Annotated in this window: 27 protein-coding genes; 12 read left to right on the forward strand and 15 right to left on the reverse strand. The window is 71.2% G+C overall.

Annotated features, from left to right (window positions below; genetic code table 11):
• The first annotated feature begins 62 nt into the window (after positions 1 to 62).
• Positions 63 to 1,247: a type III polyketide synthase gene (locus ACGH7X_RS04005; RefSeq protein WP_399881659.1), complete on the forward strand. Its 1,185-nt coding sequence runs from the start codon at positions 63 to 65 to the stop codon at positions 1,245 to 1,247.
• A 65-nt stretch (positions 1,248 to 1,312) separates the two neighbouring features.
• On the opposite strand, the gene ACGH7X_RS04010 is transcribed toward ACGH7X_RS04005, so the two are convergent.
• From ACGH7X_RS04010 to ACGH7X_RS04045, 8 genes are all read right to left on the reverse strand, one after another.
• Positions 1,313 to 3,427: a SpoIIE family protein phosphatase gene (locus ACGH7X_RS04010; RefSeq protein WP_399881661.1), complete on the reverse strand. Its 2,115-nt coding sequence runs from the start codon at positions 3,425 to 3,427 to the stop codon at positions 1,313 to 1,315.
• Between the two features lie 95 nt (positions 3,428 to 3,522).
• Positions 3,523 to 3,798: a hypothetical protein gene (locus tag ACGH7X_RS04015; RefSeq protein ID WP_399881663.1), complete on the reverse strand. Its 276-nt coding sequence runs from the start codon at positions 3,796 to 3,798 to the stop codon at positions 3,523 to 3,525.
• 97 nt (positions 3,799 to 3,895) lie between these two features.
• Positions 3,896 to 4,630 (reverse strand): hypothetical protein, encoded by a 735-nt coding sequence (locus ACGH7X_RS04020; RefSeq protein ID WP_399881665.1) that lies wholly within the window; start codon positions 4,628 to 4,630, stop codon positions 3,896 to 3,898.
• 71 nt (positions 4,631 to 4,701) lie between these two features.
• Entirely contained in the window at positions 4,702 to 5,757 is a 1,056-nt protein-coding gene (locus ACGH7X_RS04025) for a helix-turn-helix domain-containing protein (protein ID WP_399881667.1), read from the reverse strand.
• Positions 5,758 to 5,993: 236 nt separating this feature from the next.
• The gene (locus ACGH7X_RS04030) at positions 5,994 to 7,247 is read right to left on the reverse strand and encodes an NAD(P)/FAD-dependent oxidoreductase (RefSeq protein ID WP_399881669.1); all 1,254 of its coding nucleotides are present in this window, start codon (positions 7,245 to 7,247) and stop codon (positions 5,994 to 5,996) included.
• The gene (locus ACGH7X_RS04035) at positions 7,244 to 8,680 is read right to left on the reverse strand and encodes an NAD(P)/FAD-dependent oxidoreductase (RefSeq protein WP_399881671.1); all 1,437 of its coding nucleotides are present in this window, start codon (positions 8,678 to 8,680) and stop codon (positions 7,244 to 7,246) included. The genes ACGH7X_RS04030 and ACGH7X_RS04035 overlap by 4 nt, the downstream gene beginning before the upstream one ends.
• Positions 8,677 to 10,110: an FGGY family carbohydrate kinase gene (locus ACGH7X_RS04040; protein WP_399881673.1), complete on the reverse strand. Its 1,434-nt coding sequence runs from the start codon at positions 10,108 to 10,110 to the stop codon at positions 8,677 to 8,679. Before ACGH7X_RS04040 ends, ACGH7X_RS04035 begins: the two co-directional genes overlap by 4 nt.
• A complete protein-coding gene (locus ACGH7X_RS04045; protein WP_399881675.1) occupies positions 10,107 to 11,648 on the reverse strand; it encodes an APC family permease in 1,542 nt (513 codons plus the stop codon). The genes ACGH7X_RS04040 and ACGH7X_RS04045 overlap by 4 nt, the downstream gene beginning before the upstream one ends.
• 213 nt (positions 11,649 to 11,861) lie before the next feature.
• On the opposite strand from ACGH7X_RS04045, the gene ACGH7X_RS04050 reads away from it, so the two are divergent.
• The 3 genes from ACGH7X_RS04050 to ACGH7X_RS04060 all read left to right on the forward strand — a co-directional run bounded on the left by ACGH7X_RS04050 (position 11,862) and on the right by ACGH7X_RS04060 (position 14,266).
• Complete coding sequence (locus ACGH7X_RS04050) at positions 11,862 to 12,623, forward strand: DeoR/GlpR family DNA-binding transcription regulator (protein WP_399881677.1); 762 nt, start codon at positions 11,862 to 11,864, stop codon at positions 12,621 to 12,623.
• A 174-nt stretch (positions 12,624 to 12,797) separates the two neighbouring features.
• A complete protein-coding gene (locus ACGH7X_RS04055) occupies positions 12,798 to 13,658 on the forward strand; it encodes an alpha/beta fold hydrolase (protein WP_399881679.1) in 861 nt (286 codons plus the stop codon).
• Positions 13,659 to 13,732: 74 nt separating this feature from the next.
• Entirely contained in the window at positions 13,733 to 14,266 is a 534-nt protein-coding gene (locus tag ACGH7X_RS04060; RefSeq protein WP_399881681.1) for a dTMP kinase, read from the forward strand.
• A 217-nt stretch (positions 14,267 to 14,483) separates the two neighbouring features.
• On the opposite strand, the gene ACGH7X_RS04065 is transcribed toward ACGH7X_RS04060, so the two are convergent.
• The 3 genes from ACGH7X_RS04065 to ACGH7X_RS04075 form a co-directional block, all read right to left on the reverse strand.
• The gene (locus ACGH7X_RS04065) at positions 14,484 to 14,885 is read right to left on the reverse strand and encodes a hypothetical protein (protein WP_399881683.1); all 402 of its coding nucleotides are present in this window, start codon (positions 14,883 to 14,885) and stop codon (positions 14,484 to 14,486) included.
• 266 nt (positions 14,886 to 15,151) lie between these two features.
• Entirely contained in the window at positions 15,152 to 16,000 is an 849-nt protein-coding gene (locus tag ACGH7X_RS04070; RefSeq protein WP_399881685.1) for an NmrA family NAD(P)-binding protein, read from the reverse strand.
• Positions 15,997 to 16,422 (reverse strand): nuclear transport factor 2 family protein, encoded by a 426-nt coding sequence (locus ACGH7X_RS04075; protein WP_399881687.1) that lies wholly within the window; start codon positions 16,420 to 16,422, stop codon positions 15,997 to 15,999. Before ACGH7X_RS04075 ends, ACGH7X_RS04070 begins: the two co-directional genes overlap by 4 nt.
• Before the next feature lie 86 nt (positions 16,423 to 16,508).
• On the opposite strand from ACGH7X_RS04075, the gene ACGH7X_RS04080 reads away from it, so the two are divergent.
• A complete protein-coding gene (locus ACGH7X_RS04080; protein ID WP_399881689.1) occupies positions 16,509 to 17,120 on the forward strand; it encodes a TetR/AcrR family transcriptional regulator in 612 nt (203 codons plus the stop codon).
• Positions 17,121 to 17,497: 377 nt separating this feature from the next.
• Here the strand turns inward: ACGH7X_RS04080 and ACGH7X_RS04085 are convergent, their stop codons facing one another.
• Together ACGH7X_RS04085 and ACGH7X_RS04090 are read right to left on the reverse strand one after the other, a co-directional pair.
• Positions 17,498 to 18,334, reverse strand: a complete 837-nt coding sequence (locus tag ACGH7X_RS04085; protein ID WP_399881691.1) for a hypothetical protein — start codon at positions 18,332 to 18,334, stop codon at positions 17,498 to 17,500.
• On the reverse strand, positions 18,331 to 18,951 hold the full coding sequence (locus tag ACGH7X_RS04090; RefSeq protein ID WP_399881693.1) for an ATP-binding cassette domain-containing protein: 621 nt from the start codon (positions 18,949 to 18,951) through the stop codon (positions 18,331 to 18,333). Before ACGH7X_RS04090 ends, ACGH7X_RS04085 begins: the two co-directional genes overlap by 4 nt.
• 114 nt (positions 18,952 to 19,065) lie before the next feature.
• Here ACGH7X_RS04090 and ACGH7X_RS04095 point away from each other — a divergent pair, with 114 nt between their 5' ends.
• The 3 genes from ACGH7X_RS04095 to ACGH7X_RS04105 all read left to right on the forward strand — a co-directional run bounded on the left by ACGH7X_RS04095 (position 19,066) and on the right by ACGH7X_RS04105 (position 21,356).
• Positions 19,066 to 19,662 (forward strand): phosphatase PAP2 family protein, encoded by a 597-nt coding sequence (locus ACGH7X_RS04095; RefSeq protein ID WP_399881695.1) that lies wholly within the window; start codon positions 19,066 to 19,068, stop codon positions 19,660 to 19,662.
• A 111-nt stretch (positions 19,663 to 19,773) separates the two neighbouring features.
• Positions 19,774 to 20,838: an SDR family NAD(P)-dependent oxidoreductase gene (locus ACGH7X_RS04100; protein WP_399881697.1), complete on the forward strand. Its 1,065-nt coding sequence runs from the start codon at positions 19,774 to 19,776 to the stop codon at positions 20,836 to 20,838.
• A 62-nt stretch (positions 20,839 to 20,900) separates the two neighbouring features.
• A complete protein-coding gene (locus tag ACGH7X_RS04105) occupies positions 20,901 to 21,356 on the forward strand; it encodes a nitroreductase/quinone reductase family protein (RefSeq protein WP_399881699.1) in 456 nt (151 codons plus the stop codon).
• 81 nt (positions 21,357 to 21,437) lie between these two features.
• Here the strand turns inward: ACGH7X_RS04105 and ACGH7X_RS04110 are convergent, their stop codons facing one another.
• On the reverse strand, positions 21,438 to 21,611 hold the full coding sequence (locus tag ACGH7X_RS04110; RefSeq protein WP_399881701.1) for a hypothetical protein: 174 nt from the start codon (positions 21,609 to 21,611) through the stop codon (positions 21,438 to 21,440).
• 645 nt (positions 21,612 to 22,256) lie between these two features.
• On the opposite strand from ACGH7X_RS04110, the gene dhaK reads away from it, so the two are divergent.
• From dhaK to ACGH7X_RS04125, 3 genes are read left to right on the forward strand one after another with little or no spacing between them, the layout of a single operon-like run.
• The gene (gene dhaK / locus ACGH7X_RS04115) at positions 22,257 to 23,249 is read left to right on the forward strand and encodes a dihydroxyacetone kinase subunit DhaK (protein ID WP_399881703.1); all 993 of its coding nucleotides are present in this window, start codon (positions 22,257 to 22,259) and stop codon (positions 23,247 to 23,249) included.
• 49 nt (positions 23,250 to 23,298) lie between these two features.
• Entirely contained in the window at positions 23,299 to 23,898 is a 600-nt protein-coding gene (gene dhaL, locus ACGH7X_RS04120; RefSeq protein ID WP_399881705.1) for a dihydroxyacetone kinase subunit DhaL, read from the forward strand.
• Positions 23,891 to 24,301: a PTS-dependent dihydroxyacetone kinase phosphotransferase subunit DhaM gene (locus ACGH7X_RS04125; RefSeq protein ID WP_399881707.1), complete on the forward strand. Its 411-nt coding sequence runs from the start codon at positions 23,891 to 23,893 to the stop codon at positions 24,299 to 24,301. The genes dhaL and ACGH7X_RS04125 overlap by 8 nt, the downstream gene beginning before the upstream one ends.
• A 103-nt stretch (positions 24,302 to 24,404) precedes the next feature.
• Here ACGH7X_RS04125 and ACGH7X_RS04130 read toward each other — a convergent pair whose 3' ends face one another.
• A complete protein-coding gene (locus ACGH7X_RS04130) occupies positions 24,405 to 25,283 on the reverse strand; it encodes a glycoside hydrolase family 75 protein (protein ID WP_399881709.1) in 879 nt (292 codons plus the stop codon).
• 378 nt (positions 25,284 to 25,661) lie between these two features.
• Here ACGH7X_RS04130 and ACGH7X_RS04135 point away from each other — a divergent pair, with 378 nt between their 5' ends.
• A complete protein-coding gene (locus ACGH7X_RS04135) occupies positions 25,662 to 26,651 on the forward strand; it encodes a fibronectin type III domain-containing protein (protein ID WP_399881711.1) in 990 nt (329 codons plus the stop codon).
• The last annotated feature ends 244 nt before the right edge of the window (positions 26,652 to 26,895 follow it).

The following is a 26,895-nucleotide window of genomic DNA, read 5'->3' on the forward strand; positions in this document are numbered from 1 at the left end:
AAGTGAGCCATGCCACAGCGCTTGTGACGTCTCCCCCCGCCCGCCGTAGAAAGGTGCCGATCGTGGCCGCATACCTGTGCCCGCCTGCCGTGATACACGGTGAGCACTCCGTGAAGACCCGAGAGATCGTGGCGGAAGTGCAGGGCCGGCATCCACACGCGGCCTGGGCGCCGCGGGTCGACGGCATCGCGGCCAGTACGGGCATCGAGACCCGCGGGTGGATGCTGCCCCTGGAGACCGCGGTCGCGCCCGGCAGCGGAGGCGGCCTGCCGGCCGCCGGCGTCGGGCCCGCCCGGGAGGCGCTGGTCCGCGACGGGTTCGCCGAGCAGGACGTGGACCGCGCGATCGCCGCCCTCGAGGCGATACCCGCGCCGCAGACCGTCCAGGAGCGCACCGCCCCGGCCTGGGAGGCCGTGCAGTCCTACGGGGAGCGTGCGGCGCGCGGGGCACTGCAGATCGCCGGACTGGACGCCTCGGACGTCGACTGCCTCATCACCAGCAATTCCACCACCCCGGCGCTGCCGGGACTGGACGTCGCCCTGGCCAACAGGCTTCCGCTGCGCGGCGACGCGATGCTGCTGCCGGCCGCGCAGTGGGCCTGTGTGGCCGGGACCCGCTCCCTGGCGCTGGCGGCGGACCTCGTGGCGGCCGACCCCGACCGGGTGGTGCTGGTCGTGATCTCCGAGGCGCTCAGTACGACCTACCAGCCCGGGGACGACACCCTGGAGTCCTTGATCGTGCGGCTGCTGTTCGCGGACACCGCGGTCGCCGCGGTGGTCACGGGCCGGCCGCGGGCCGAGTCGGTGCTGCGGCTGGACTCCGCCTGGCACCACACCCTGCCCGGCACCCAGGACCTGCACCGCCTGGAGACGCGGGCGGACGGCACCCACTTCGTGATGGACCGGCGCGGGCCGCGCGCCGTGCAGGAGACGGTCACCGCGATGTGGGAATGGCTCCGCGTCCGCTTCGAGGACGACCCCGACGCGTGGCACCCCGACGTACTGCTCGCGCACCCCGGCGGGACCCGGGTGCTGGAGTACATGGAGCAGACGATGCCCGAGGAGTGGCCGTCGGGGCTGCTGGAGTACAGCCGGGAGAGCTACACCAGCGGCAACCGCGGCGGCGCCGCCGTGTTCGACATCCTGCGCAGGGCGCACGACGCCGGGCAGCGGGCGGGAAGCCGGGCCGTCCTGTACGCGGCGGCGCCGGGCCTCACGGCCACCGCCCTGGAAGGGGAGTGGCTGTAGCGCGGGCTCTCGCCGCGGCCGCCGGTCCCGCCGCGCCGTCCGCGTGGGACGGCGCGGCGGCCGCGTCACCTCGCGACCTCCGCCCAGACCACCTTGCCGGTGTCCGTCCAGCGCACTCCCCACCGGGCGGTGAGCCGGTGTACGACGTGCAGGCCCCGGCCGCCGTCGTCGAGGAGCCCGCCCCGGCCCAGCCGCGGCCTGCCGTTGCCGGTGTCGCCCACCTCGCAGAGCAGGCCGTGACCGCTCCTGATCAGCCGCACCGTGATGGGTCCGCCCGCGAAGCGGACCGCGTTGGTGACCAGCTCGCTGACCAGGAGCAGCACCTTTTCACGGGTGGCGTCCCGGGTGCTCCACTGCCGCAGCAGCGCGGAGACGAGCGCGCGGGCGCGGGCCGCCGCGTCGTCGCGGGCGGGCAGCCGCCAGGTCGCGGTGTCCCCCTTGCGGTAGCCGATCATGCGCGCGAGCAGCAGGGTCACGTCGTCGCGCTGGCCCGTCGGCACCAGCGCGGAGACCACCCGCCGTGCGGCCTGCTGCAGGGTGTCCCAGGGGTGCACCGTGGACACGACGTCGGCCAGCCTGCCGATGCCCTCGTCGATCGGCACGGCAGGGTCCTCGACCAGGCCGTCGGTGTAGAGGGCGAGCAGCGAGCCCGGTGGTGCGACGAACGTGTGCACCTCGAACGGTTCCCGCAGCGCGAACTCGGCGCCCAGGCCGGGGTGCGGTCGGACCGCGAGGGGCCCGGCGCGTCCGTCCGGGGACATCAGGATCGGCGGGAGGTGGCCCGCGCTGGACAGGGCCACGCGGTGGGTGACCGGGTCGTAGACGGCGATGCAGCAGGTCGACCCGAGGGCGCTGTAGCCCGCCGCCAGCCCGGACTCCGCATCGTCCAGCAGCGTCACGGTCTCGTCCAGGTGCTCCAGCACCTCGTCGGGCGCCAGCCCCGCGGACAGCAGCGCGCGGGCCTCCATGCTCAGCTGGCCCATGGTCGCCGCGGCTCCCAGGCCGTGCCCCACGACATCACCGACCACGAGCGCGGTGCGGCCGTCCGGCAGCGGGAAGCTGTTCACCCAGTCGCCGCCGACGCCCGCGCTGTCGGGGGTGGCGGGCTGGTAGACGCTGGCCGTCTGGACGGTGCCGCCGCCGGACCGGGGAAGCAGCCGGCGCTGCAACGCCAGCACCTGCGTGTGCTCGCGCTGATGCTGACGGGCCAGGTCCACGTGGTGGGAGGTCCTGGCGACCAGTTCCTGAAGGTCGAGCAGCTCGCTGTCGGCGAAGGGGCGGTCCGCCCGCCGCCAGACCTCCGCGACCCCCAGTACGACGGGTGGATCGCCCTCCAGGACGAGCGGTATGCACGCCACGCCCGCCGACCGGTCCCCGGGCACCAGGGCGCGTACCAGCCGCGGGCTCCCGAGCACCCGCTCGATCGCCTCCCGGTCGGGGATGACGATGGACTGCGGGGCGTCGGCACGCCGTATCGCCTGGGACAGCAGGCGGCTCGCGTCGCTGGGCAGGTCGTCGCCCAGGGTCACGTAGCCCTCGGGCCACGCCCGCTCCGGCACCAGGGCCGCCCGCCGCAGCCGGCTGCGGCCCTGCGCCCGCTCCGTGACGCCCTCGCCCGTCCACACGGCGAAGTCGAGGTCGATGGCCGCCACCTCTCCCCAGGCCAGCAGGGACTCCGCCAGCGACTGCGCGGTCTCGCCGATGTCCAGCGAAGTGCCGATCGCGGTCTCGGCGGCGTACAGGTGCAGCCTCCTGGCCATGGCGATCACGGAGACGATCAGGCCCTCCTGGGGCGCCGCGGCGGGCAGGATGCTCATCGAGACCACCAGCTCCGACCCGTCGCCGCGCCGCAGGCGCTGGACCCGGGCGACGTGCGCCTCACCGGTCTCCAGGACCTGCCGCAGCCGCCGCAGGACCGTCGGTACGTCCCCCTGCGGCAGAAGATCGACGAACGGGCTCCCGGTCGTGACGTCCAGCTCCGCGAAGGCGGGGGCATCGAGATTGGAGCGGGTGATCCTCAGCTCCCGGTCCAGGTTGACCGCCCCGAGGATCTGCTCCTGACGCCCGTCCGTCGGGTCGCCGGCTGCCGCCGCCGCCCCGCCCCGCGGGATGTACTGCCCCAAGGCGCTGCTGACCAGGTCGAACGGCGACGAGGACGACGGGGAGGGTGTGGAGTCCATGCGGCTCCCTCAGCTCGCTCGCCAACCCCGGCACGGCGCCGGGGCCGTACCCGAACCCGTGCGGCAGAGCCCCGAGATTCCCGGCCGCACTCACTTCATTCAATAACACCCCGGGACGCTTCGCCCACATCAGTGGATCGCGCCCGCGGCAGGGGCGGGCGGAGGTCGCGGAAGAACTCGGTGATGTCGTCGGCCAGCAGGCCCGGCTCCTCGTGGGCGGGGGCCGGCACGACGCGGCTCGCCCTGGTCCACCCCTGCGTCGGTGCGCGCAGGCCGCGGTCTCGCAGCGCCGCCAGCCGCAGTTCGAAGCCGAGGACCGCGCTGCGGCGCCGGGACGGTCCTCCCTGGACGAGGTCCACCAGGACGTCCACCAGATCCTCGGGCGTCTCCGCCTCGGTGAAGAGCGCCTCGTACTCGACGGTCCGCTGTTCACGTCGAGCGCAAGAACAGATGTTCGCATGGAACCTCTCAGATGATCCCGTTCACCACATCATCGATGTCGAGGCGACCGGTGAGGACCATGAGCCAGAAGACGGTGACCACAGCATCGAGCAGGAGCCCCACCGTCAGCCCCGTCATCGGCATGCCCTGCACGGGCCTGCGCGCCAGGCCGACGACGGCGAGCACGACACCGACCGCGGCCGAGAACATACTGAGAGTCGGCCACACATACTCCTCGCCCGCGAACCCCGGGACCAACAACACCACGTAGAGCAGCAGAATGCTCTGAGGCAGTCCGAGCCAGCTGACCCACCACACGGAGGGCCGTCGGGCGGACTCCCGAAGATCCGGCTGCGGTACGAACAGGGGCACGTATCCAGGCAGAGCCGGGTACTGCTGAGCCGCCGGCCGGGTGACGGCCGGCGGGAGTCCCCGTGGTGGAGTCGGAGCAACGCTCGGCCGGGGTGGCGCGGAGGTGGCGGCGCCGAGTGCCCGGGCGCCCAACGCCCGTACCAGCGCGTCCCTCAGCTGCGACGCGAACGCGGCGTCCGTGTCCACGGCTTGCGCCAGGACCATGCGTGCCACGGACTCCGAGTCTTCGCCGGGGCTGCTCTCGAGCCGGGCCAGCGCAAGGGTCCCCAGCTCACTGCCGGCGAGCTGCCGGGCCACCAACCGGCGTAACCCGGCTCGTTCCTCACTGTCCTCGTCCTTCGGCCCCGCCAGCTGTCCGAGTGCGGCTCTCGCCAGTTCCGTCCCCTGCATGTCGCCTCTCGGCTCGTCTCGGGCAGCGAGTCGCTGCCGCTCCACTGTGCCGAAGGTTGACGGTCCGGTCCTCAGCGAGGAGCGCAGTCGTCCTTGTCGTGCGGTGCGGTGCGCACTTCGCTCGGGGAGACGCCGTAGGCCTCCCGGAAGGTGCGGCTGAAGGTGGCGGGGTTGCGGAAACCCCATCGGCCGGCGATGTCACCGATCGTCCGGTGCCGCAGGCGCGGATCGCCGAGATCGGTCCTGCTGCGTTCGAGCCTGCGCCGACGGATCGTGGCGCCGACCGTTTCGGGCTCCTCCTGGAAGAGGGCGTGCAGGAGTCGTACCGAGATGTGGTGGTGCGCGGCTATCGTCGCCGGGGTGAGGTCCGGCTCGGACAGGTTGTGATCGATGAAGGCGTTGATACGGGCGAGCAGCACCCGTTGGCGGCTTTCGGCCGGGAAGGCCGGAGCACTGTCGGTGTGGGCGGCGAGAAAGGTGACCGCGAGTTCGAGCGCCATGGCACCCAGGCGTCGCAGCTCCGTCGGATTGCAGTGCGCGGCGTGCTCGCGCAGACCCGCCAGGTAGGCGGTGAGCAGTGCGCCCGAGCCGGTGCGTGCGGGCAGCGGCGTGGCCACCAGGCGGTCCGTTGTACGACTGGGCAACGGCACGGCGGTTCGGGGCAGCCGCAGCATGGTCACACGCGAGGAGCGGCCATGGTCCTGGAACTCGCAGGCAAGGGGTTGGGAGGTGCCGAAGAGAGCCATGTCCCCTGCTTGGAGGAGGGTGTTGTTGCGGCTCTGCTCCAGCCCGATGGGGCTGCCCTGGACGAGGAAGAGGTAGTAGTTCTCCGCGTCGGCTCTTCGGATGTGTTCCGGTGTCCGCCGAGCCGACATCGGCGAGAAGGAGAAGGCCGAGATCTCGGTGTGCACGAGCTCCAGCGTCGTCGCCCTGCCCTTGAAGTGGTCGGAGTGTTCGCTGGCCAACGACACCGGCATCACCGCCCGGCCGACCATGTCCCCCCACCAGCCGAATCCTTCGGGTCCGCTGACGCTGTCCGTGGAAACGACCACCGAGGCCGTCCTGCCGGTCTTCTCCACTGCCGTCTCCCCCTCCATGTGCTCCACCCCCGCCACGGTCGAAGCCACGCGTCTCGGCATTCTCCTCTGCCGTCGGTGTCCCGTGGAAGCACTCGGCCGGTCGGTTCGCGGCGGTGCACCGGGCGTCAAGGAAGTCTGCACGCTCGGCGAAGTGCGAAGAAGATCGACCCACGCCGACATCCCCGAGACCGACCACGGCCGGCCCGCAGGACCGGGCCGGGAGGGCCGACCGCTTGGAGGCGTGGTGCGAGCCGTGACCACCGCGGAGGTCGCCGGCGGTGCGGCTAGGCGACGGTGATGCGGACCGGGCCTCCCGTGTGGGAGATCCCCTTGAGGACGCTCGACGGGATACGGAAGACGCGGCCGGGGGCCACGGGCCAGGCGAGGATGCGGCGGTTGATGAGTCGCTCGTCCTGACGGACGGTCACCTTGGGGAAGCGGATGTATGCGTCGGACCACAGCAGGAGTCGACCGCGGGCCGGGGCGGGGTCGTCGGGGCGCAGGATCTGCGGAGCGATCCAGCGGAACGGGGCGCCGACGGTCAGGCGGACACCTTCGGACGGCTGTTGCCGGCCACTCAGGTGGTCGATGACCTGCTGGGCGACGTGCTTGCCGTCGAGTGCTGCGACGTCGGCGGTGTCGACCGGGTGCAGCATGTTGCCTACGGCGAAGACGCCCGGGCGGCTGGTGCGCAGGGCGGTGTCGGTGAGGGGGCCGAGGGTGCCTTCGTCGAGGGCGATGCCGGCGGCGCGGACGAGTTCGTGGTCGGGGATCCAGTCACCGGTGAAGACGACGGTGTCGCACTCGACGGTGGTGCGCCTGCCGGTGTCGAGGTGTTCGATCTCCACGGCCCGGCAGCGGCCCTTGCCCAGGACCCGGGTGACGCGGCTGCGGGTGGCGACGGGCACGCGCAGCACGGTGCGGCCGGCCGCGTTGAAGGCGCCGTAGGACTCCGCCTTCGGGTAGCGGCTGATCATGAGGGCGGGGGTGCAGCCCGCTTCGCGCAGGCTGACGGCCGCGGACCAGCTGACCAGTTCACCTCCGACGATGACGGCTCGCTTGCCGACGGGCTGGTCGTGGAGGTGGACGAGATTCTGCAACTGACCGGTGGTGTAGACGCCGTGGGGGCGGTCGCCGGGGACGCGACGTGCGGTGCGGGGGCGTTCGCGGGCGCCGGTGGCCAGCACGAGGGCCCGGGGGCGGATCCGGTAGCGGCCGTCGGGGCTGGTGACGTCGAGTGTGTTCTCGTCGGCCCAGCCGGTGACCATGGTGTTCGTGCGGATTTCGGCCCCGGCCCGGGTGGCCCGGTCGACGAGGTGGCGCGCGTAGGCGGGGCCGGTCATGACCCGGCGCAGGTCACGCAGGCCGTAGCCGGTGTGGTCGCTGTGCCGGGGGATGCCGCCGGCCGTGTTCTCCCGGTCGACGACCACGATGTGTCCGGCGGATCGGTCGGCGAGTTCGGCCGCTGCGGTGAGTCCTGCGGGTCCGCCTCCGATGATGAGGACGTCGGGCTCGGTCAGGGGCGGCTGGTGGGTCATCGGTTGTCCTTGTGCTGGCTGCTGCAGCCGTCGTGGGTGTGGTGCTGTGTGCGCAGGGCGGCGACGGCCGCGCCGCAGTAGAAGCCCTGGCAGCGGCCGTTCATGGCCCGCGTGCGGCGGCGCAGTCCTTCCAGGCTGCGCGCGGGTACGGGGGCGTGGCAGGCGTCGCGGATCTCGCCCTCGGTGACGCGCTCGCAGAAGCAGACGACGGTGCCGTAGGCGGGGTCCGCGGCGATGCGTTCGGCGTCCTGGTAGGGGCGGGTGGCGGCTTCGCCGATGTTGGGCATGCGCGGCGGGTCGGGCAGGTCGCCGCGGTCGCGCAGGGCGAGGCCGGCCTCCTCCAGGAGGGTGCGGGCGTGTTCGGCGATGGCGATGCCGGCGGTGAGGCCGGTGGAGCGGATGCCGCCGACGAGGAGGTAGCGCTGGGCGGGGGTGGCCTCGATGAGGTAGTCGGGGTGGTCGATGGCGGCACGCAGTCCGGCGTAGGCGGCGGTGACCTCCTCGGCCAGCAGGCGCGGCATGAGGCGTTCGCCCTTGGTGAGGAGGAAGTCGTAGCCGTCCTCGGAGGTCGAGGTGTCGGTGCGGTCGGTGAGGTCCTCGGCGGTGGGGCCGAGCATGACGTTGCCGTAGATGGTCGGGGAGATCAGTACGCCCTTGCCGCGGAAGGAGGGGACGGGCAGGACGATCCTGTCGACCATGGGGCGCGCGAGCTTGTCGAAGACGAACAGTTCGCCGCGGCGGGGCGTGACGGTGAAGCGGTCGTGGCCGAAGAGCCGGTCGATGCGGTCGGCGCCGAGGCCGGCGGCGTTGACGACCCAGCGGGCGCGCACCTCGCCGCCCGCGGTGTGCAGGGTGGTCAGGTCGTCGCCCGCGTCGACGGCGGTCACGGCGTGCCGGAGCAGGATCGTGGTGCCGCGCTGCTGGGCGTCGGTGGCCAGGGCGAGGTTGGTGGTCCAGGTGCAGATGATGGACTCGTCCGGGACGGTGAGGCCGCCCAGTGCTCCGTCGCCGAGGTCGGGCAGGGAGCGGTAGACCTCGTCGGCGCCGACGAGCCGGCAGTGCTCGTAGCCGTTGGCCTCGGCCTTCTCCTTCAGGCCGGGCAGCGCGTCGAGTTCCTCCTGGTTCCAGGCCACCAGTACGGCACCGGTGTGCTCGACGGGGATGCCGGTGGCCTTGGCGTAGGCGCTCAGCAGGTGGTATCCGCGGGCGACCAGGCGGGATTCGAGGGTGCCGGGTTTGGCGTCGAACCCGGTGTGCAGGATGGCGGTGTTGGCCTTGCTGGTGCCGTCGCCGACGTCGTCGCGCGCTTCGAGCAGCGCCACCGACACGTCGCAGCCGGACAGTTCGCGCGCGATCGCCGCGCCGACGATGCCTCCTCCGATCACCGCGACGTCGAAGACGCCGTCGTCCTGACGGTGGGGGGTGGCGGTCATGAGTGTTCTCCCTCGGCGGCGCGGGCTGTTGCGGCCCGTGCCCATGTGGTGCGGAATTGCTGGGCCCGGTCGGCGGACCATCGGGGTTCGTACGCGGTGCTGGGTTCCCAGTCTCCGACGGCGTCTTCGAGACTCAGCGCGGGGTCGAGCGCGCAGCGCGCGAGGGCGGCGGCCCCGAGCGGGGTGGCGTGCGCGTTGGGGTAGATGTCGACGGGGATCTGGGCGATGTCGGCCTGGGCCTGCATGAGCGCGGCCGAGTTGGTCAGTCCGCCGTCGGCGCGCAGTCGGGTCAGGGGACGGCCGAGGTCGTGGCCGACCAGAGCGGTCAGCTCGGTGACCTGTGCCGCGATGCCTTGCAACAGGGCCAGGACGAGGTGTTCGCGCCGGGTGGCCAGGGTCATGCCGGTGAAGGAGGCGGTGGCGTCCGGCGTCCACCAGGGGGCGGCGAGCCCGGCGAAGGCGGGCACGCACAGGACGCCTTCGCTGTCCGCCGCGACGAGTTGGTCGAGTTCGGTCGGGGACTGGACGAGGCCGAGGTCCTGGAGCCAGCGCACGGCGGAGGCGACGGTGTAGACCTGGCCGTCCACGCAGTACAGGGTCCGGCCCGCAGCCTGCCAGGCCACCGACGTCGTCAGGCCGGCGCTGGACCGCACCGGCTTCGAGCCGGTGTTGGCCAGCAGGAACGCACCGGTGCCGTAGGTGCACTTGGCGCTCCCCTCTTCCAGGCACGCCTCCGCGACCAGGGCCGCCTGCTGGTCGACGATCAGCCCGGCGACCGGCGCTTCCCGGCCGAAGACGCGGGTCGTTCCCACGATCTCGTCGCAGGCGGCGATACGGGGCATACGTTCGCCGCCGAGTCCGAAGAGGTCGGCGAGCTCGCCGTCCCAGCCCGCGCCGTCCAGGTCGAAGACGAGGGAGCGGCTGGCGGTGGAGGCGTCGGTGACGAACTCACCCGTCAGGTGGTGCACCAGCCAGGTGTCGGTAGTGGTCACCACTCCGTCACGGGTGAGGTTCCGGCGCAGCCAGGCCATCTTGGGGGCGGAGAAGTACGGGTCGAGGACGAGCCCGGTACGCGTGGCGATCGTGGCAGCGTGCTCGGCCAGGTCCTGGCAGATGCCTTCGGAGCGCCGGTCCTGCCACACGATCGCCGGGGACAGAGGGGTCCCGGTGGCCGGGTCCCAGGCGAGGACGGTCTCCCCCTGGTTGGCGAGCGCCACGGCGGCGATCGGGCGGCCGGCCGTGCTCACCGCGCGGCGGCCGGCCGTCAGGACGGAGTCGAGCAGCTCATGGGGGTTCTGTTCGACGCCCCCGCCGGGCAGGTAGGTGGGGCGGACGGTCTCCTCGGCGATGGCGACGGTTCCCTCGTCGGCGTCGACGACGATGGCCTTGGTACCCGAGGTGCCCTGGTCGATGGCGAGGATCGCGGTCACAGGGAGGTCCTTTCGGCAGCGGCCGCGGCGGGCGACGTGTCGGCGGTGTCCAGGGCCCGGTCGACATCGGCCATGTCGGGCATCGTCAGACCGGCGCGGCCGCGGCGGACGATCAGAGCCACAAGGTAGACGGCACCGATCCCGCACAGCACGAGGACGTAGGTCCAGGGGGCGCGGAAGGAGGCGTCCCGGAAGATGAGGAGTTCGTAGACCAGCCAGACGGCGGCGAGCACCAGGACCGGGACCTCCCAGCGGCCCAGCGAGAAGCCCTTCGACGGCGGCAGGGAGTGGCGCTTGGCCGCGTACATGGCCACGGTGCCGGCGTAGATGACCGCGGGCAGCAGGGTGGCCGCCGAGAACAGCTGGAAGAGGGCGTCCGTGGAACGGGAGAAGACCGCGAGGACGATCTGCGCGATCAGCATCATGAAGACGGTGGCGTTCAGCGGTGTCGCGGTGCGCCGGTCGATGCGCTTGAGCAGACGCCAGCCGGGGAAGCGCTCGTCCCGGGACATCGCGTAGACGAGTCGGGTACCGCTGAGGGTGATGACCAGTCCGCAGGAGAAGATCGAGATCACGACCAGGACCAGCAGGATCTTGCCGACGACCGAGCCGAGTACGGCGGTGATCACGGTGGCGACGGGGGTGGCCGACGCGTCGACGCCGTCGATGCGGCCGGCCGCGGCGGTGATCGCGATCAGGAACAGGAAGCCGAGCACGCCGAGGGAGAGCACTGCCTGAACCATCGCCCTGGGAATGACCCGGGCGGGGTTCTTGGTCTCCTCGGCCAGATTGGCCGCGGACTCGAAGCCGACGATGGTGAAGGCGCCCAACAGGAAGGCCAGGGCGAACGGGCCGGCTTCGTTCATAGCGCCCAGAGCGTAGTAGCCGTCGGCGGGTACGGTTCCGGTCTCGAAGAGGTGCGCGAAGTCCAGCTTCCCGGTGAAGGCTCCCACCGCGAACAGCAGCACGGTCAGCGCGATCATGCCGATGAGCTGCATGGTCACGGCCGCGTTGTTGACCTTGTGAGTGGTCCGCGTGGAGATCGCCACCAGCAGTGCCTGGAGCAGCACCACACCGGCCGTGATCACCCAGGCGTTCTGTGTGGTGCCGACGTAGCGGAAGAGCTCGGGGAGGATCGTGGAGGCGATGGTGTAGTCCACCGCGACCACGACCACCCCCAGGAACGCGAACGAGATCCATCCCATGATCCAGCCCCACACGGGACCGACGATCCGCGACACCCACTGGTACGAGTAGCCGCTGATCGGTATGCGGGCCGCGAGGGCGCCGAAGACCAGGGCGATGGACAGCTGGCCGATCACCGAGATCGGCCAGGCCCAGATGCCGCGCGGCCCGGAGGTGGCGAGCACCGCTCCGTACGTGGTGAAGATGCCGGTCGCGATGGACACGAATCCGAACGCCACGGAGAACGAGGCGTACCACCCCAGCTCCCGGGCCATCTCCTGCCGGGTCTCGGGCTCCGCGCCGGTCCGTCCGGCTGTTCCGGCCCCGTGGGGGCCGTTCTCTGCTTGTGCCATGATTCGCTTCCCTGTCTCAGGGTGGAGGCGAACGTCCGGGACCCGCCCACCGGTGACCGTTTCTATGGTTTCTTGACCGCGAATTACTGAGAGTGTGGACTGATGCCCGCCAGCCGTCAAGACTTCGCACGGGCGGAAGGGGGCGCGCGAGGCCGCTGCGCTTACGATGCAGTCACAGATCCACAAGAACAGTCACCAATGAGGGGGTGTGTCGTGCTCCCCGTCGAGCGCCACCGCAGGATCGTCGCCGAACTCGCCCGGCTCAGGTTCGTCACCACCGACGACCTCACCGCGCTGCTTGGCGTCTCCCACGAGACGGTCCGCAGGGATCTCGCCCAACTGGAACAGCGCGGCGAGCTGACCCGCGTACACGGCGGCGCGACCATTCCCGACACCCCGGTCGGCGAAGAGGCTTCCTTCAGCGAGCGCAGTGGCGCCATGGCCAGGGAGAAGCAAGCCATCGGCCGGATCGCCGCCGCACTCGTCGAGCCCGGCCAGACCGTCGTCATCGACGTCGGCACCACGGCGCTCGAAGTGGCGCGCGCCCTGCCCGCCGACCACGCCGGCGTCATCGCCACACCGTCGCTGCTCGTCGCCGCCGAAGTGAGTACCCGCCCCCGCGTCGAGGTCCTGGTCAGCGGAGGGCGGCTGCGAGCGGGCGACCTGGCCTGCTCCAACGCGCAAGCGGTGGACTTCTTCGCGGACCTGCGAGCCGACGCCGTCTTCGTGGGGTCCGGCGGGATCGCCCCCTACGGCCTCACCGACTTCCACCTCGACGAGGTGGCGACCAAGCGAGCCATGCTGGCCAACGCCTCCCACCGCTACGTGCTGGCCGATTCCAGCAAGTTCGGACGTACCGCCGCACACCGCGTCTGCGACCTCAGCGGATTCGACACCCTGCTCACGGACCAGTCGTGCCCGCAGGATCTGCGTACCGCCATCAGCCGCACCGGAGGCACAGTCGTCGTGGCTTGAGGATGGCGAGTTCCAGAGCACCGGCCCGCGTGGTCACGGTCTTCTCGGGGTGCCGATATCCGGCAGAGACCGGCGCCGGTTTCTTGGCCTTCCGGATGACGTGCCGGGGCCCGTTCCGGGCACGCGGACAGCGGGGTACCGCGGACTGGGCCCCGCAGCGGAAAGAGGTGTTTCGTGTTCGAGGAGTTCGCTACCAGGACGGTGCGCACCGGTGACGCGTCCGTCTTCGTTCGGTACGGGGGCGAGGGCCCGCCTCTCCTGTTGTTGCACGGCCACCCCCGCACATCGGCGACCTGGCACCGGGTCGCGCCCGTCCTGGTGCGGCGCGGTTTCACCGTCGTCTGCCCCGACCTGCGCGGTTACGGGCGCTCCCGCGGCCCGGCACCCGCTTCTGATCATGTCCCGCACTCAAAGCGTGCCGTGGCCGAGGACATGGTCGAGGTCATGCAGGCGTTCGGGCACCAGCGCTTCGGACTCGTCGGTCACGACCGCGGGGCCGCCGTGGCGCTCCGGCTGGTGCTGGACCACCCCTCCGCGGTGACCCGGGTGGCGTTCCTGGACGGCCTGCCTCTGAGCGAGCACCTGGTCCGCGCCGACGCCCGGTTCGCCACCGCGTGGTGGCACTGGTTCTTCTTCGCCCAGCCGAAGATCCCCGAAAGCGTGATCAACGCCGACCCCGACGCCTGGTACCGCGGCGACCCCGAGGCCATGGGGCAGGAGAATCACGACGAGTGGCGGACCGCCACCAGGAATCCGGACGTCGTCCGCGCCATGCTGGAGGACTACCGTGCCGGGCTCACCGTGGACCGCCGACACGAGGAGGCGGACCGAGCCCGGGGCGCACGGATCGACTGCCCTGTCCTGGTTCTGTGGTCGCTGCGGGACGACCTGGAGGACCTGTACGGCGACCCGCGCACCATCTGGCGCGACTGGGCTGACGACGTCCGGGGCCACGGCATCGACGCCGGCCATCATGTGGCCGAGGAAGCCCCCGGCCCGCTCTCCGCCGCGCTGGGCGACTTCTTCACCGACTGAGCACCACAGTTGGTCCGGGCCGGCAGGTTGCACCGCGGTGTCACGCCCGGAGTTCGTGCCCGGGCCCACACCAGGTGAGTCTGCTGTGTCGAGAGCCCGGGAAGCTGATCACCTTCGTCGGCGGTGACGGGGCCGGCAAGTCCACCCTCGCCGCCCGCCTGCACCAGGCCCTCAACGACGCCGGCCACACGGCAGTCCTCATCGGGAAGCACAGCACCGACGTCCCCAAGGACTCGGAGCTGTCCGCCTACCTCGACCGCCTCAAAGAGCTGGTCTACCGGCGCGACGTCCGCGTCGCCCAGGCATGCGGCGACCACTCCTGGCGCCTGGCACTGGCCTCCTGGTACACGCTGCAGGACCGGCTCGTCGTCCAGCCGACCCTCGCCGCGGGCACCTACGTGATCCTCGACAACGCACACCACAAGATCCTCGCCCGGTACGCGGTCAACCCCGAAGTCTCTCCCCGCCTGTGCGACCAGGTCTTCGCGCATCTGACGGGTCCCGCCTGCATATCGCGGACACCACCAACGACCTCGTGCGGCACAGCGCCGCAGGGCGGGCTCGCGCGGCAGGAGGAGCGCCGAGCTTCGCCGCATGGCAATGCCTGATCAGGGAGGCACGGGAGGAAGCCGGGCTGCACATCGAGCGCCAGAACGTCGAACTCGTTCACGTCATTCACCACATCGACCGCGCCGGGGGCCGGCCCCGTATGGGCCTGTTCTTCCGCGCCCGTGCCTGGAGCGGCGAGCCGGAACTGCGCTAGCCGGACAAGTGCACGCAATGGGGATTCTGGGACCCCGCCGCGCTCCCCGACGACCTCGTCCCCTACACCCGCCAAGCCATCGCGAAGATCCAGAACGGGGAGCTGTACAGCGAGACGGGATGGTCCGCATGACCAGCACTTCGAGTGACGCACACCGTCGTGTATTCACGGCAACTGCGACCGGCCGACAGGACACCCGCCTGGGGCTGCGAGATCACTACGGCCGCGGTATCGCGATCGTGGGCCAGGACGTGATCCGCCGGAACGTGCTCCGGGAACACGACACCGCGCGCGGCGCCCACATCGCCCTGTTGGGCAAGATCGCGCGCGAAGCCCTGGACGCCGGATTTCACGTGGTGCTCGAAGGCATCTTGTATGCCGACCGCTACGGCCACATGATCACGTCTGCCCGGCACGCATCGAAAGCGGATGCCGCGTACCTGGCCCAGGTCACCGACAGCCACCTCACCTCGTGGTACCGCAAGTTGGACCTGCTGCCCGGCGGCCTGGAAACCGTGGTCCCTGCCGACAGCACACTGCAGGCCACCATCGCGCGCATCCTGCGCGAAACCGACCTGGCCCCCGTCTACCCCATCCCGCCGCAGTACAGGCCGTCACAGGGAGACGCGATGAACCCTCTGGTGTCGACTTCACCGACGTCCGAGCCTCCTCAGACGGCCAGGCCGAGGTTACGCAGGGTCTCAACGGAACTGCTGATCGCCCTGGAACATCATCCGCTGGATCGCATCTCCCTCTCAAGGAGGGCTCGGAAGGTGCGCGGGGGCCGACCGGTGAGGCGCTGGACGGTGTCGGTGATGCGGTCCTCCGCCCCTTCGGCGATGGCACGGTCCATGCCGGCCAGCATTGCGGCGAACTCCACCGGCACCTGCGTCGTGAGGCGGTCGCGCATCTGCTCGTAGGACTGACGGCGGTGGACCACGGGCCGACCGGTGACCTCGGTGACGACCGCGGCGATGTCGTCGTGGCTGAGTGCCTCGGGTCCGGTGAGGACGAGATCGGTGTTGGGGGCTTGCTCGTCGGTCAGAGCGCGCACGGCGACGGCCGCGATGTCCTCGGCGTCGACGAAGCCGACCCGACCGCTCGCAGCGGCGGTCCAGATGATGCCCTCGCCCCGGATGGTGCGGGCGTGCACGTGCGTGCCGGTGAAGTTCTGCATGAACCACGAGGGCCGCAGTACCGCCCACTGTCCGAAGAGATCGGGCAGGGACTGGTGCACCGTTCCCACCGCCGGGCCGCCCTCGGGGATGGCCGAGGAGCTCAGCAGCACCGCGCGGTGTACGCCGGCGGTGCGGGCCTGATGGAGGAACGGCAGCATGGTCGCCGCGGGGTCGGAGTCGCCCAGGGGCGGTATGAGGTAGGCGCGGTCGACGCCATCGAGGGCGGCCGCGTGGGTGGCGGGGTCGTACCAGTCGAAGGGGACCGGCTCGGCGCCGGCGACCGGGGTGGTCCGGCGGCTGGCGGCTTTGACGCGGTGACCCGCGGCCGTCAGCTGTGCGGCGGTGCGGCTTCCGGTCGTGCCGGTGGCGCCGATGACCAGAGTGGTGCCGGCGGTGGTCATCGGCTGCTCCCGGTGAAGTCGGTGCCGGGTTCCTGGACGGCGAGGGGGTTCCAGTAGTCGCGGTAGGAGGTGACGTGCCCGTCTCGAACGGTCACAACGGCGATGTAGGTCATGTCGAAGGGAGCGTCGCTCTCCACCAGGCGGCCGACGCCGCGCATCTCGACCACGATGGTCTGTGGATCGGTGGTCTGGTGGATCCGCAGGTCGGGGAATTCGTGCAGGTCGATGTGGTCGGGGTAGTGGCGCATGTAGGCGGCGATGGCCTCCTTGCCCTCCAGACGCCGGGGCCAGCCGTCGGGGGCGAACGGGAACTCCATGAGGCCGTCCTCGGCCCACAGGGCGACCCACGCGGCAATGTCCTTGTCGAGCAGCAGTCGCAGGCTGTGGCGGTATAGATCAGCAGGGGAGGTCTGTGCGGACATGGGTATCCTCCAGTCATAGAATACGGACCCTCGGTCCGCTTCGACGATATGGACCACGGGTCCGTTTTGCAAATGGAAGGAGTGTCATGCCCGAACGCCAGTCGTCTCGCAAGGACGCCATCCGCAACCGGGAGGCCGTGCTCGCGGCTGCCGACGCCCTCTTCACTCGCCGCGAGATTCCCGAGGACGTCACCATGGCCGACGTCGCGGCAGCGGCCGGCGTCGGCAAGGGCACGCTCTTCCGGGCCTTCGGCGATCGCGCCGGGCTGCTCCGCGCGCTGTACGAGGCACGACTCGAACCGATCAGGCAGGCCGTCGAGACCGGCCCACCACCCGTGGGGCCCGCGACCCCACCGCGGGATCGCGTACCCGCCCTGCTCGATGCCATCCTGTGCTTCAAACTCGACAACCGGCGCCTCGCGCTGGCTTTGGAGGAAGGCGGGAGCAGCAGCCCGTACCAGGCGGAGCACTACGAGCGGTGGCACAGCCTGCTCCGAGCCGTACTGGAGCAGATCCCCGGCCTGACCGACAGCGACTTCACCACCCACGCCCTGCTCGCCGCCACACGAGCCGACCTCGTCGAGCACCTGGCCGGAGAAGGGCGCATTCCGCGGGAAAGAATGCGGGCACAGTTGGCGAACTTCGCCACCAGAGTCCTGGCCTCCGGTCCACTGCAGGGGTTGACCGCCGAGGAGTGATCGAGGATCGGGCGAGTCCTTGATCAGCGAAGCCTCGCAAACGACCGACAGATTTGCCTACCCCCTGGTCACCGAGGCGCGGGGCGAGAAGGCCGAATGGGACGGGACGGCAATTTTGGCGTTCACGCGGTCCCACTCGGCTCTGGCCGTCAGCCGATGGCTGCTGAGATCGGTGATGCCGGGCGAACAGGCGACGGCCCGGCAGCCGGTCATGAGCCGGGTGATCACCTCGCAGGCAAGCACGGCCGCCAGGCCATGCCCGCGCACGGTCTCGTACAGTTCCTCCGACCCGACCCGACCGCGCCTGAAGTCGAACCGTCTCAGCCGGCCGCCACAACACCGTCCGGTGACCGTCCTTCACCAGACTTTGCTGTGCCTCATGAGACAGCGGGGCGATCTCCCTCCCGGCACTCGTATCGCGTTGGGGTACTGGCCAGTTCAACGCACGGCATGGGGCGGTGATGGCGCCTGGTGCGCAGATGGAAGACGAGCGCGGCCAGGGTGCTGGTGGCGGTGAACCAGGTGAGGGCACGCGCTGAACAGGCCAGAGAAGGGGTGGGGGTGAACGCGGAGGCAAGAGCTGCTTGGGCGGGGCCGTACAGCGGCAGGGCGTTCAACCCGGCCTGGTCTCCCGCAGGGTTGGAGACGGGGCTTTGCATGCCGACGTCGATCAGCGTGGTCATGACCACGACGAAGAAGCCTTCCAGTTCGCCCCGCAGCAGGAAGCCGGCCACAAGGCCCAGCCCGCCGTACGCCAGGATCGCCGCTGCCAGGGCGGCGGCGACCGCCCACGGCTGGGTCAGCGGCCAGGACAGGAGCAGCAGGCCGGTGGAGTAGCAGGTCAGTGCCGCGGTGATCAGGAGCAGGGCGACGAGCTTGGCGGCGAGCAGGTGGGCGCGGGGGTAGCCGGCGAGGACCAGACGCTGGTCCATGTCCCGGGCGCTGAAGGTGGCCATGAACGTCATGAAGCCGGCGATGACGGTGACTGCGTGCAGCGCGCTGGAGATCTGGATCGTGCGGTTCATCGAGGCGGTCACCTCGGTGCCGAGTGCGCTGGTGTGGAAGGTGATGCTCTTGTCCAGGGCGGTCGCGCGGACCACGTAGATCCAGGTGGGGATGAAGAATGCGGTCATGCCCATGGCCAGGCGGTTGCGCAGGTGGCCCGTCAGGGTGAAGCCGAGAGCGACGGTGAATGCGGTCCAGTGGTGCTTCATCGCGTCACGGCCCCCGCATGCAGTCGACCCTCGCGCAGGTGGTGGACGGTGTCGAAATGCTGGAGGTCGTGCAGGAGGTGCGAGACCACGACCACGGCCTGGCCCCGGCTGCGGAGCCTTCCTGCCAGGTGCCAGAAGCGCTGGTGGGTGTCCCAGTCGAAGCCCTGGTAGGGCTCGTCGAGTACCAGCAGCGGCGGGTCGTGCATGAGCGCCAGGGCCAGGTTGAGTTTCTGGCGGGTCCCGCCGCTGAGTTCTCCCGCTCGGGTGCGTCGTTCGGCGTGGAAGCCGAGCAGGTCCACCAGTTCCCAGGCGTAGTGAAGGTCCGGTAGCCGGTGGGCGACCTGGAACAGCCGCAGATGCTGGGCGACGGTCAGCGTGTCGTTGATGACCGACTTCTGCGGGCAGTAGCCGAGCGTGCCGGAGCGTCGGACCGTTCCGCGGTCGGGCGCCAGCATGCCGACGGCGATGCGGAGCAGTGTGCTCTTCCCGGACCCGTTCTCTCCCACCACTCCGGCGAGCATGCCTGCCGCCACGGTGAAGTCGGTGCCGCGGAGCACGGAGCGCCGGCCGTACGCCTTGTGTACGGCGTCGATGTGCAGGCGGGTGGCTGGTCCCATGCCGTTTCTCCTCCCAGAAGGCCAACGTGTGTACGGCCCAACGGCGGGAGGCCGCGCGGGGGTATGCCCGGCTGTGCAACTTCGCTGCGAATCGCTCGTTCTCCGGTCGTGCTGATGATCACTGTGGAATACGACCGGACGTGGTGGGCGCGGCTGCTGAGCACGTGCTTCACTCCGCCACTGCTGCCGGTGGTCGCCGCCGCCGCGGTCGGCTGGCACCTCATCCGGCCGAGTCACTACGGGCTGCTGTGGGGGCTGGGGGGAAGCGGAAGCTGGGCACTGCTGTGTGCCGCTCTCGCTGTCGCGGGCGCCCGCCTGGGGTGGTGGCCGAGTCCCGTGCCCTCTCAGCGCGGGCCACGGCTGGTGCTGCTGGGGGTGAGTGTCATCGCTGCGGCTGCCGTGTGGCTGGTCTGCGGACGCCTGGGCGCACCCCCGACTCTGCTGGCATTCGGCCTTACCGCCCTGCTCCTGACCGCTCTGGTGCTGGCTTGCACCTGGGCCAGCAACATCTCCCTGCACACCAGCTCGGCCGCCGCCAGCATCACTCTCGTAACGCTCCTGGTGGACGTGCGGGGGTCCGTGCTGTATCTGCTCGTCGCAGCGATCGCCTGGTCCCGCCTGCACCTGCGCGTCCACACACCTGCACAGGTTCTGCTGGGAGCCGGTCTGGGGACCGCGGTGTGCACGGCCACCGTGTACCTGCGGCTGTGAGCCGGTCCGTTCCACACACAGCCGGCTGCCGCGATCCAATCCATCGCCGGCGTCTCCCGCCCGCCCGGACCCGCGGCACCACTTCCGGTGGCGACCGTCGTTGCATCTGGCATGACTGACGATCAGCAGACCCGGCCCGGGGCTGATGCCCCGTCCGGACTCGGTCCTTCTGTGCTTCCTCCGCCGTGGCGGCGCTGGGCCCGCCCACGGGGCGGGTGGTCGCTGTCCGAGGTTCCCGACCTGTCCGGGCGGACCGCCGTGGTCACCGGCGCCGGCCGGGGCATCGGACTGGCGGCCGCCGAACATCTGGCCCGCCACGGGGCTCACGTCATCACGCTCTGCACCACCGCAGAGGAGGAAGGGCACACGGCGGCGACGATCTCGCGGCAGCGAGCGTGGGGCAACCGCATGGACAACGTCCCGTGCGACTTGGCCCGTCTGGCGCAGGTGCGCCGAGCTGCCTCGGACATCCTCGGCCTGGCCGGCGGGCGGGTGGACATCCTGGTCAACAACGCCGGGGTCGCCGCCCTGCCACCCACCCGCAGCGCGGACGGCCACGAAGCCCACTTCGCCATCAACCATCTCGGCCACTTCGCCCTCACCGGACATCTGCTGCCGGCGCTGCTCAACGCGCCCCAGCCACGGGTGGTGAACGTGACCTCGGTGCTCCACTGGCTCGGCCGCTTCCGCCCCGACCAGGCGGCGACGCCACGCCGCTACCACCGATGGACGGCGTACTTCGACTCGAAGCTGGCGAACCTGCTGTTCACCCACGGCCTCCACACTTTCGCCGACACCCGCGACCTGCCGCTGCGATCCATCGCCGCCCACCCCGGCCTGGTCAACACCACCCTGGGCGCCCGCGGCCTGCGCGCAGACGCACGCCACCTGGAGGCACGCGCTCTGGAATGGGTGCAAGCGCGCCGGCACTCTCCCGAACAGGGAGCGCTGTCACTGCTGCGAGCCGCCACCGACCCGCACGTCGGCGGCGGGGACCTTCTCGGCCCCGGTGGCCGGTGGGAGTGCTCCGGGTCACCCGTTCCCGCCCGCGCAGCGCGACGCGCCACCGATCCACGCGCCGCCGAACGCCTGTGGCAACTGTCGCAACACTTGACCGGCCACCCCTTCCCCACCGACGGCCGCAAGCCGACCCGTGACCGTGGAGAGAACCTGTGACCCAGCACCGCAGCCCGGCCGCCCAAGCCGCAGCGCGTCTTCACCGAAGCCTCCTGACGGGGGTGGGCAACAGCCGGATCCTGCGGCGCTGGGGGCCCCGCCTGCTCCCACCGCTGGACCTGTTGACCCACCGCCTCACCAAGAACCGGTGGATGCCCAGCCGCATGCTGTCTCCCACCGCCGTCCTGCGGACGACCCGCCACGACGGCACACCCCACCTCACCCCCCTGATCGCCGACCAGGACACCTCGGGCAGCTTCCTGGTCATGGCGACGAACTTCGGCCGGCGCCACCACCCGGCCTGGTCCTGCCACCTCCTGCGCGACCCCCATGCCGTGATCGACTGGAAGGGCACGTCCATCCCCGTCCACGCCCACCTGCTCACCCCCCGCCAGCAGGACGAGGCCCGATACCGCATCCTCAAAGTCATGCCCGTCTTCGACGACTACGTCAGACACAGCCACCGCCACGTCCGCGTCTTCTCCCTCACACCCGTCGCCGACCCAGGTGACCAGTAACGGAGCCAGGCCGACATCGCGGACGGCGGAACGGCTGTGTCAGGGGAGAGGCATACGCGATCGGTCAGACGCAGCGGTTCTTCACCCGACCAGCGGAAGGACGATGCGGTCGTACTCCCGCACGGTGCTGATGCCTACTCCAGCAAGGCGCAGTGTTCCAGAGCGGATCGGAGCTGCAACCTCGTACCACCAGCGCGACCCGGTCGGCAGCTGCGGCACCAGCTCGGCCAGGGCGACGTCGACAGGGAACTCCACCCCGCCACCCTCAAACGCCGCCCGGGCCGCCCGCGCACCGGACCACTCCAACAGGCCCAGCCGCGTGTCCGGCCGCCTGCTCCACGACGTAGCGGAGCTTGCCCAAACCCTTGATGGTCGGGCCCCCTGGGGGAGATCACCGGCAGGATCCGCCGCTTGCGCATCCCATCAGGACCCCAACAAGTCTGCATCACACGGGGTGTACATGGCGATCGCTGTGCGAACCGGACCAAAATGTTTGGAGTATGGAGTCCGGCGAGGTGAAGAGCCTTGTCGGAGTCGGCGGCAAGGCCACGCCATTGCTACAGCTTGTTGATGCCGACGCTCGACCGTGTCTCACTGCTTGTATGCGTCGCGGTCGAAGGCGGCGGCCTGCAAGTGCATCCGCGATGACTACGCCGATGCCACGCCTGTGCTTGCGGTCGTATCTGCCAGGTCAGTGTTTCCCGGCCTCTACGGACGTCGCCTCACGTGACCTTGGCAGTCGCAAGGCCGATACTGAGTCAGCATCAACTCGGCATCAGTACCGCCGGAACCCGCTTGTGGCCGCCACGCACCGCCAAGATCCAAAAACTACCCACGACCACTCTGACCAGCTAAGACACAGGTCAAAGAGCTAGCTGACAATCTGCCTAGGAGATACCCGTGAAGATGCTCATCAACGTCCCCGAGACCGTGGTCGCGGACGCGCTGCGCGGTATGGCGGCCGCCCATCCGGAGTTGACCGTGGACGTCGAGAACAGGGTGATCGTGCGGCGGGACGCTCCCGTGGCCGGGCAGGTCGCCCTGGTGTCGGGGGGTGGTTCCGGGCACGAGCCGCTGCACGGCGGGTTCGTGGGTCCCGGGATGCTGTCGGCCGCCTGTCCGGGTGAGGTGTTCACCTCGCCGGTGCCGGACCAGATGGTGCGGGCGGCGGCGGCCGTGGACAGCGGGGCCGGGGTGCTGTTCGTCGTCAAGAACTACACCGGTGACGTGCTCAACTTCGACATGGCCGCAGAACTGGCCGAGGACGAGGGCATCCGGGTCGCGAAGGTACTGGTCAACGACGATGTGGCGGTGACGGACAGCCTCTACACGGCCGGCCGGCGGGGCACGGGGGCGACACTGTTCGTGGAGAAGATCGCCGGGGCCGCGGCGCGGGAGGGCCGGCCGTTGGAGCAGGTGGAGGCGATCGCCCGCCGGGTCAACGACAGCTCCCGCAGTTTCGGCGTGGCGCTCAGCGCCGTCACCACGCCGGCCAAGGGCAGCCCCACCTTCGACCTCCCCGCCGGTGAACTGGAACTGGGCATCGGCATCCACGGTGAGCCCGGCCGGGAGCGGCGCCCGATGATGACCTCGGGCGAGATCGCCGAGGCCGCCGTGGACGCGGTCCTGACCGACCTCGGCCCGCGCAACCCCGTCCTGGTCCTGGTCAACGGCATGGGCGCGACGCCGCTGCTTGAGCTGTACGGCTTCAACGCCGAGGTGCAGCGGGTGCTCGGCGAGCGCGGTGTCGCCGTCGCCCACACCCTCGTCGGCAACTACGTCACCTCCCTGGACATGGCCGGCGCCTCGGTCACGCTGTGCGAGATCGACGAGGAACTGCTCGGACTGTGGGAGGCGCCGGTCAGTACCCCGGGTCTGAGGTGGGGCATGTGACGGTGGGCGGGGAAGGGATCGCGACGTACCTACCAGGCAAGGAGATCCTGTGCTCGACGCCGACTTCTTCCGCCGTTGGATGACGGCGACCGCCGCGCTGGTGGACCGAGAGGCGGAACGGCTCACCGCCCTCGACTCACCCATCGGCGACGCCGACCACGGCAGCAACCTCCAGCGCGGGTTCACCGCCGTGGCGGCCACGCTGGAGAAGGAGACGGCAGACACCCCCGGCGCCGTCCTGATCCTCGCCGGGCGGCAGCTCATCTCCACGGTCGGCGGTGCCTCGGGGCCGCTGTACGGGACGCTGCTGCGCCGTACCGGCAAGGCGCTCGGGGACTCCGCCGAGGTGAGCGCGGAGCAGCTGGCCGAGGCGTTGCGGACGGGAGTGGACGCCGTGCGGACGCTCGGCGGCGCCGCGCCGGGTGACAAGACCATGGTGGACGCCCTGATGCCCGCCGTGGACGCGCTGGGAGACTCGTTCGCCGCGGCCCGTACGGCGGCCGAGGAGGGAGCCGAGGCCACCACGCCGTTGCAGGCCCGCAAGGGCAGGGCGAGCTATCTCGGCGAGCGCAGCATCGGGCACCAGGACCCGGGGGCGACCTCGGCCGCGCTGCTCTTCGAGGCGCTGAAGGAGACGGCCGGTGAGTGACGAGAAGCTGGTGGGCATCGTGCTGGTGTCGCACAGCGCCGAGGTCGCCGCGTCGGTGGCGGAGCTGGCGAAGGCCCTGTCGGGCGGTGCCGGGGCAGTGCCGATCGCCCCGGCGGGCGGTACCGCGTCCGGCGAGTTCGGCACCAGCTCCGAACTGGTGGCGGCCGCCGCCGCGTCCGTGGACCGGGGTGCGGGCGTCGCCGTCCTCACCGACCTCGGCAGTGCGGTGCTCACCGTCAAGGCGCTGCTCGCCGAGGGCGACGAACTCCCGGACAACACCCGTCTGGTGGACGCGCCCTTCGTCGAGGGCGCGGTGGCGGCCGTCGTCACGGCCTCGACCGGCGCCGACCTCGCGGCCGTGGAGGCGGCGGCCGCGGAGGCGTACTCCTACCGGAAGGTCTGACCGGACGGCGGCCGGACCCGCCCGGGGGTCCGGCCGCCGTCGGTCCGGTGAGCCCGACGGCGCGGTCCTGCGCACCGCCCTCGGGGCCGCGCCGCCGGCCGCATCAGTCCCCGTCCACGAACTCCCGTGCCAGCCGCTCCCCCGCCTTCTCGGCGGCGGCCGTGTCGTCGATGGGGTCGACCTCGCTGTGCTTGAAGACGATGTACGTCACGCCGGAGGCTACGCCGCCGCCCTGCGGATCGGCCGGGATGCCGAGGGACCGCGCGGCGGCGTAGGAGGCCTCGCCGATGAGGTCGCGGGGGCCGACGTCGCCGACGACCGCGTACCGCACCCGGTCCCCGTGGACGACGGCCGCGAGCGATCCGCCGCGGACGTCGTCCTCGCGGTGGTCCCAGGTGTCGCTGGGCTCGGGCACGACGACGTAGGGCAGGCGTTCGGCGTCCAGCGGGCGGCCGTCGGACCCGGTGTACGCGGTGGCGGGGCTGAACTGCGGGTCGGTGCGGCTGTTGCACCGGTCACCGGGGCGGCCGTCGCAGTCGATGTCCAGGTCGGCCTTCCAGTACACGGCGTCCCGTGTGCCGCAGACCGGGATGTCCGCCGGAGTGCCGGCGTCGCCGCGGTAGCGCCCGCGCGACACGGGTTCGCAGTCCCGCACCTTGGCCAGCAGTTCGGCGGCGCGGACGGGTCCCTCACCCGCGCTCCGCTTCGGCCGGACCCGCGAGGGGCGTACCGGCCCGGGCGCGGAGCGCGGAACGGGGCCGAACCGGACTCCGGCCCTGTCCGCGCGCGGAGGCCCGGACCGGTCCCGGCCCTGGTCCGGATCCCGGTCCCGGTCCTGGTCGCCGGTCAGAACCGGCGCCGGGAGGCCGGGGAGGGGCGTGGGTGGAGCGGCGGGGAACGTCGTGGGGGCGAGCAGGGCGGCGCTGGCCGCGACCAGTGTCAGCGACTGGACACGCACGATGTGGCCTCTCCTGGGGGACATGGGCGGACACTCGGCCCCATCTGTCCCCGAAACGCTCGCGTGACCACCTTTCGCAGGGCCAGACGGTGCACATGACGCCGCACACCGCGTGCCCACGCCGTGCGTCGGGTGCGCGCGACTGGGGGCGGGCGGGCCGGTCCTGATCCGGCTCCAGCCCACCCGGCCGCCCTCGCCGGCGCGGGATCAGCGACGACAGCGGTCCGCGCCACCGGCCCGAACTCCCGGGAAGACCCGGGGCCTTCGGCCGTGAGGTGACTCAGCATACGTAACCCTTCCGGGTGACCGTCACCTGCGGCCCTCTTGATGTGGCCGCGTCATCGGCGTCATATTGGTCCGGACCATTACCGTCGAAGTCGGCGCCGTACTGGAGGCAGAGCCGTGCGCGACGTTCCCGCTCCCGCCGTCCCGCGTCGGTACCGGTGTGCCCTGCTCTGCGGTGCGCTCGTCCTGCTCACGTCCTGCGGCTGGGGCGCGGGCGGGGACGGTGCGGAGGGCGGGCTGCCCGGGGTGCCCACCGGCGTCACCGCGGCGGCGGGCAGCGCGACGACCGTGCACGTGATGTGGAACGCGGTGGACGGTGTCGGGACGTACGAGGTGTATCGCGGCGGCACGGTGGTCAAGGAGGTGCCGGCGTCCGAGCGCATGGTGGACGTCACCCGGCTGCGCCCCTCGACGGCGTACGCCTTCACCGTGCGGGCGCGTGACGCGGAGGGGCGGCTCGGGCCGCGCAGCCGGGAGGTGCGGGCGACCACTCCCGCCGCGGTGAACGACGGCTCCGCGCCGACGAGCCCGGGTGACGTCCGCGGCCGGGCGGCGGGCAGCCGGGCGGTCCAGCTCACCTGGTCCGCCGCGAAGGACGACCGCGGGGTGGTGTCGTACGACGTCTACCAGGGCGGTACGAAGGTCCACAGTGTCGGCGGCAATCAGAGGGCGGCCGTGGTCACGGGGCTGCGGGCGGGCACCCGCTACTCCTTCACGGTCCGGGCCCGGGACGCGGCCGACAACCTCTCCCCTGCCGGCGCCGCCGTCCGGCTCACCACCCCGGGCTCCGACGACGGTCGTGCCACCGCGCCCACCGGCCTGCGTGCCGCCTCCCACCTGGCCGACGGCGCGTACTACCTCGACCTCACGTGGGTCCCGCCGCGCATCGACGGCACGGTCACCGAGTACCAGATCCACCTGGACGGCCGTGCGGCGACCTCGCTGGTCTACGGCGCCGACGCGCCGCGCGACCGCGCCGAGTACAGCTTCTACGCGGGACGCGAGGCCGGTGTCACGCACCGGGTGCGGATCCGGGCGCGGCTCGCCGACGGAACCTGGGGCGGCTTCTCGGCGGAGCGGAAGGTGACGTTGGGCGCGGGCCCCTGACGTACGTCCGGCTCGGGCCGGGCGAGTTCAGAAGGCCTTCACAAGCCCGGCCCGCCGGAAGCTTGCGGACCTCCGGCGGGGTGGACGCTCAGGAGCCCACGCGCACATATGACATCCCGTCACGAAAAGCACCCGGGCTGGTGCTGACATGTGAACGCGTGCCCTCCGGTTGTGTCGAGAACGTGCGCTGCCACGTCACTGCCGCGAACAGCTTCCTCGACTGGCTCACCGGCGAGGGGCTCAC

Source organism: Streptomyces sp. BBFR51, assembly GCF_044591655.1.
Taxonomy (GTDB): Bacteria; Actinomycetota; Actinomycetes; order Streptomycetales; family Streptomycetaceae; genus Streptomyces.